The sequence below is a fragment of the Mesorhizobium sp. M0898 genome (assembly GCF_040319695.1).
Lineage (GTDB): Bacteria > Pseudomonadota > Alphaproteobacteria > Rhizobiales > Rhizobiaceae > Mesorhizobium.
The window spans coordinates 1-4,549 of record NZ_JAMYOE010000100.1 but is presented as its reverse complement, the minus strand read 5'-3'; the positions used below and the strand labels follow the sequence as shown (position 1 = coordinate 4,549).

The following is a 4,549-nucleotide window of genomic DNA, read 5'->3' as shown; positions in this document are numbered from 1 at the left end:
TGGTGCCGTCGCCGGCAAGGTCGTTGGTCTTCGAGGCCACTTCGCGCACCATCTGCGCGCCCATGTTTTCGAACTTGTCGGAAAGTTCGATTTCCTTGGCCACCGTCACCCCGTCCTTGGTGATGCGCGGCGCGCCGTAGGCCTTGTCGATGATGACGTTGCGGCCCTTGGGGCCGAGCGTCACCTTGACGGCGTTGTTGAGGATTTCGACGCCGCGCAGCATGCGGTCGCGGGCGTCGGTGGAGAATTTGATTTCCTTGGCAGACATTTTTTATCCCGTCGAATTTGGAGTGGAACGGTCGCCGCGCGGAACGCGCTGCGCCTGTTCTTTCAAATACTGGAGCGACCTTTGCGCGCCTTGAGGGACACGCGCCGCTCCAGTCAGGCGGCCTTCTTGGCTTCGACAGCTTTGTCGATGACGCCCATGATGTCGGCCTCCTTCATGATCAGAAGGTCCTCGCCGTAGATCTTGACCTCCGTGCCCGACCATTTGCCGAACAGGATCAGGTCGCCGGCCTTGACGTCGAGCGGAACAAGCGCGCCATTCTCGTCGCGTCCGCCCGGGCCGACGGCGATCACTTCGCCTTCCTGTGGTTTCTCCTTGGCATTGTCGGGAATGATGATGCCGCCCTTGGATTTGGTGTCGCCTTCGGCGCGGCGAATGACGACGCGATCGTGGAGTGGCCGGAATTTCATGGGGAACTTCTTTCTGGGGCCAGCATAGGCGGCCGCTACCCCTGATATAGGCGCGTTGGCACTCGATAGATAGGAGTGCCAGAATTATTTCTGGCCAATGGCCAAGAATTCGAATGATATAATTCGAGACGCCAGAAATTCGTTCGGATGTGAGGAAAACTTTCTGCCGGCTTGAATTTCGCGGATGCGGGTTATTATTTCAAAGATCAAATAAAGGAGGCCGCGACCTTGTTTGGAACTCAATTGAGGCGCATAGGTAAAACTTGTTGATTTGGGTCGAGTTGGCTTTGTGTCAGAGCCCCGCCATTCACCACCGAATTCTCGAAAATGAGTGCATGCGCCGGTCCGGCGCACATCTCGTTCCGTTCGGATCCTGGAATGAAACCGACGCTGACCACGGATGTACTGGCAGCGTCGGGCATCGTCCCGGCGGTTCGAGTGGGACTGATACGGAAAGGCGCAGCCGCCCGTTTCCGCGGAAAGCCGCAATTCATGACCAGCCGCACCACAAATACAGTCGTTCGCTTCAAGTCGGCGTTTTCGCTGCCCGGCTTTGATACACCGCAACCGCCCGGAGAGTATCGGGTTGACCATGACGAGGAGGCCCTCGAAGGGACTTCCCAGATCGCATGGCGCCGCGTGGCCACCTTCATTCACCTCCGGCGATCACCGCGAGCGGTGCTACGCAGCAGATGGTGCCGATCGAACCGGCATTGCTTCAAGCCTCGCTGGAGCTGGACGAGAGACAATCATGAGAACCACAACCCTGATGCAACGCAACGCACGCCCAGTCCGCCGCGAAGCCGCAACGCATCTCTTTGCCGTCGGACAAGCTGTCCGGCTGAAGAGCGGCATCGGCACGTTTCCAAAGGCCGCGGAAATCTACCGCGTCACAGCAAGGCTCCCGCCGAGCGGAAATTCGCTGCAGTACCGCATCCGCAGCGACGTCGAACTTCATGAACGGGTGGCGATGCAGGACAGTCTCGAACCGGTCGACACTTCGCCCGGTGACAGCACAACGCTCATCGAAAGGATCTTCGAACGTGTCAAAGGGACAGAAATGGTTTAGCCGGAAGATCGGGAACCCGACGCAGGAGAAGGTCCCGCCCAAGCCTGAAAGCGTATTCGGCGCCCACACCAGAGTTGCAGCCGATATCAATGCCCGGCGCGGCAAGGGCAAGAACTGACGTAGCGACACGGGCACGGATGACGATGAAGATCGTGATCGAATTCTATCGCACCCGAACCTCGGACGATGCGCATGCCGTGGTCGGGCGCGAGACGGCGCAAGCGGCCAACCTCGACCATGCGCTCGAGATCGCCAGGCTTTTGGCCAAAACCTTGAACATGCCGCAGCGGCCGGACGCCATGACGATCGCCGACGCGAAGGGCGCAACGCTCTATTCCGGCGTTCTGGCCACGGAAGCGATCAATGAGGAAAGGCCAACGCCATGAGTGCCCGTAGCAACGAAACCGATCGGCAGTGCAACGCCGCCGGGCTTGCGGTCTGGGAAAATGAGGGTGGGACATCGGGACGCGACTTCGCGGACCGTCAATATGGCCGCCGCGTCGAGGCGGATCGGTCCTGGACCGTCTATCATGTCTTCAGTGGAATTCCGGCGCTGATCGACGTGGTGCCATGACCGGCCTCAGCCGGTCGGATGCGACGCGCAGCATGTTGTCCCTCAATCAGCGCAATGCCGAGTGCCAGAGGGCGTGGGTTGCGGCGCCGCCAATTGTCCCACACGAGGCAGCGGCGGGCCAATCATGACGCTCTCCTTCCCAAACCCCAGCCGCAGATTCGATGAAGTGTGCGATTTTCGGTAGGTAGGCCCCGAATCACGAACGTTCTGATAACACCGGAATGTCGCCTCCTGGAGCAAGCGACCAACGCAGTGCCGCAGTCGAGAACGGCTAGCACCGTCGTTGCGGCCAAGATGGAGGTCGCCAGCGGAATGGCGCTCACGTTTGCGACATTTGTTGCCGTGTGGTTGCTGTTGATGGAAACGGCTGCTCCCACGAAACAGCAGTCCTCCAGAGACAACTAATATCTGCAGGCTGGTTGCTGCCACCATCCGGCCGCGTTGGTCGCCGCGAAAATCGCGCAGCGACACGCGCGTCCCGTCCTGCGATGTCAACGTGATGTCCTGAGCCATTCCGATTGTCGGCAGGCGCTCGTCCTTCGGCGCGTCGTGCTCACTCGCCCGCGCTATGACCAGCGCCAAGGCGTGACTGCGTCTGCTAGGGTCTCAGGCCTTCAACTCGCGTTTGAGCTCCTCGAGGAAACGCCAGTCCGTTCCGTCGGACAGGATTTGTTGCGGGCTCGACTTGATCATGCCGGTCTCCTGCATGCGCAGCGCATAGAAGCGCACGCTGTCTTCGGCGTCGAACACGCGCCACTTGTCGTGCTGAGCACCGTTCAGCGTCCCAAGCGCTTCGTCATAGTTGGGTAGAAAGCCTCGGTCGACGAGCTGCTGTGCCGCCAACGACGGATCAGAAGCGCACAGGTCAGCGGATTTGAGAATGGCGCGCAACACCCGCTTCGTCGCGACCGGGTATCTGCTCACGTAGTCCGCCTTGCCGGCAACCATGCAGCAAAAGTATTGCGACCACGGGCGGTCGGTCCCGTTGTTGACGATTGTATGGCCGATCTTCCGGGCGTGCAGGATCTGCGGTTCGGGCGGACCTGCCATGTAGGCATCGACCTTGCCGTCGATGAACATTTGCATTGGGGCTTGTTCACCCTCCACCCACTCGATATCGTGCACGGGATCAAGCCCGACATAGTTGGCCATGAGAGCCGTCAGGATGTGAGGATGCGACTCCACCGACCCTCCCCCGACGCGCTTTCCACGCAGATCCCTGATGCTGCGGACGCTGTCGTTGCCGATCAACTCGAAGCAGCCGGAATGCACGCCGATCAGCACTTTCACCGGCACGCCGGCGTCGATGGACCTAATGTGCATCGACGGCATGTTCATGTCGAAATCGATCAGGCCGGCGGAGAGCCACTTGGAATTGTCGATGTGGGTGTCGCCTTCGACATATTGGATATCGGTGAAACCGTCGGCGCGCAGAAGTTCTCCGGCAAGGTAGATGGACGCCCAACAGTAAGCGCCTCCGACCCACTGCCCCAAGCGGACGGTTGTCGTTTCCAGAGCAGGCTCCCCGGCCGCACTAGATGTGCGAACATTGAGGAGCCCGGCACCGCCGATCGCCGACAGGCCGGTCAGGAATGTGCGACGATCCTGCATTAGCTTCATCGGGACGCTCCTTTGGCAAATTGATCATCCCCAGGAATCAACCAAATGGCCCCAATAGAGGACGGACAATGCGTGAGCGCGCCGAGTAATCGCGAGTTGGAGCACGCCCTGTTAAAGGCGGGAGTCTTCTCGTTCTTCAGTCGGTGGCCAAGAACGCTTTCAGCCAACGATTAACGACCATACGCCTTCTCAACGTTCGTGGCGAGGGCAATGCTCTCAGCCAAGGCCAAGCCCTTTACGGAACCCTCGTACCTTCCAGGGCGCTGACAAAACGGATCCATCGCGTAATTGCCAAAAGGCGCCTTCTCGAACCAATTCGAGACGTTCGAGTTCATCCCACGTGACGACTGGATCGGGTCCAAAGTTCGCGTTGGCAGAGGGCTGGGTTGCGCCACAGACGCTGCACCCATCCGCTACGGCCATCTTGTCCAGGCGCTCTTCATAGGTTGGGCTGGAAGTTGTGTGCGTCAAGTTCTGCAAAATGGTGTGGCATTGCGTTGACGTTGGCGTGTCCGCCGCGCAGCCCCCGTGTTTAGCGGAGCGGCGGACACATGACGGTGCTCAGGCGGCCAAGGCCCTCAGGCTCTCCT

6 protein-coding genes and 1 pseudogene are annotated in these 4,549 nt (G+C 59.9%); 4 read left to right on the top strand and 3 right to left on the bottom strand.

Annotation, left to right across the window (positions count from 1 at the left end; genetic code table 11):
- Both NKH90_RS34155 and NKH90_RS34150 read right to left on the bottom strand, forming a co-directional pair.
- The coding region (locus NKH90_RS34155; RefSeq protein ID WP_352823685.1) for a TCP-1/cpn60 chaperonin family protein at positions 1-268 on the bottom strand (268 nt) is incomplete at its 3' end.
- A 113-nt stretch (positions 269-381) separates the two neighbouring features.
- The gene (locus tag NKH90_RS34150) at positions 382-696 is read right to left on the bottom strand and encodes a co-chaperone GroES (protein WP_352542955.1); all 315 of its coding nucleotides are present in this window, start codon (positions 694-696) and stop codon (positions 382-384) included.
- A gap of 492 nt (positions 697-1,188) precedes the next feature.
- Here NKH90_RS34150 and NKH90_RS34145 point away from each other — a divergent pair.
- The 4 genes and pseudogenes from NKH90_RS34145 to NKH90_RS34130 all read left to right on the top strand — a co-directional run bounded on the left by NKH90_RS34145 (position 1,189) and on the right by NKH90_RS34130 (position 2,339).
- Positions 1,189-1,451 (top strand): annotated as a pseudogene (locus NKH90_RS34145) (hypothetical protein).
- A complete protein-coding gene (locus NKH90_RS34140; RefSeq protein WP_352542956.1) occupies positions 1,448-1,765 on the top strand; it encodes a hypothetical protein in 318 nt (105 codons plus the stop codon). The pseudogene NKH90_RS34145 and the gene NKH90_RS34140 overlap by 4 nt, the downstream one beginning before the upstream one ends.
- Positions 1,766-1,908: 143 nt before the next feature.
- A complete protein-coding gene (locus NKH90_RS34135) occupies positions 1,909-2,151 on the top strand; it encodes a hypothetical protein (protein ID WP_352542957.1) in 243 nt (80 codons plus the stop codon).
- Positions 2,148-2,339, top strand: coding sequence for a hypothetical protein (locus tag NKH90_RS34130; protein WP_352542958.1), 192 nt, complete (start codon positions 2,148-2,150; stop codon positions 2,337-2,339). The genes NKH90_RS34135 and NKH90_RS34130 overlap by 4 nt, the downstream gene beginning before the upstream one ends.
- Positions 2,340-2,945: 606 nt before the next feature.
- On the opposite strand, the gene NKH90_RS34125 is transcribed toward NKH90_RS34130, so the two are convergent.
- Entirely contained in the window at positions 2,946-3,950 is a 1,005-nt protein-coding gene (locus NKH90_RS34125; protein ID WP_352823681.1) for an ABC transporter substrate-binding protein, read from the bottom strand.
- Positions 3,951-4,549 lie beyond the last annotated feature (599 nt).

Coding starts and splice junctions, on each gene's coding strand:
- NKH90_RS34135 (WP_352542957.1), top strand. CDS start 1,909: ATGAAGATCGTGATCGAATTCTATCGCACCCGAACCTCGGACGATGCG.
- NKH90_RS34125 (WP_352823681.1), bottom strand. CDS start 3,950: ATGCAGGATCGTCGCACATTCCTGACCGGCCTGTCGGCGATCGGCGGT.
- NKH90_RS34150 (WP_352542955.1), bottom strand. CDS start 696: ATGAAATTCCGGCCACTCCACGATCGCGTCGTCATTCGCCGCGCCGAA.
- NKH90_RS34140 (WP_352542956.1), top strand. CDS start 1,448: ATGAGAACCACAACCCTGATGCAACGCAACGCACGCCCAGTCCGCCGC.
- NKH90_RS34130 (WP_352542958.1), top strand. CDS start 2,148: ATGAGTGCCCGTAGCAACGAAACCGATCGGCAGTGCAACGCCGCCGGG.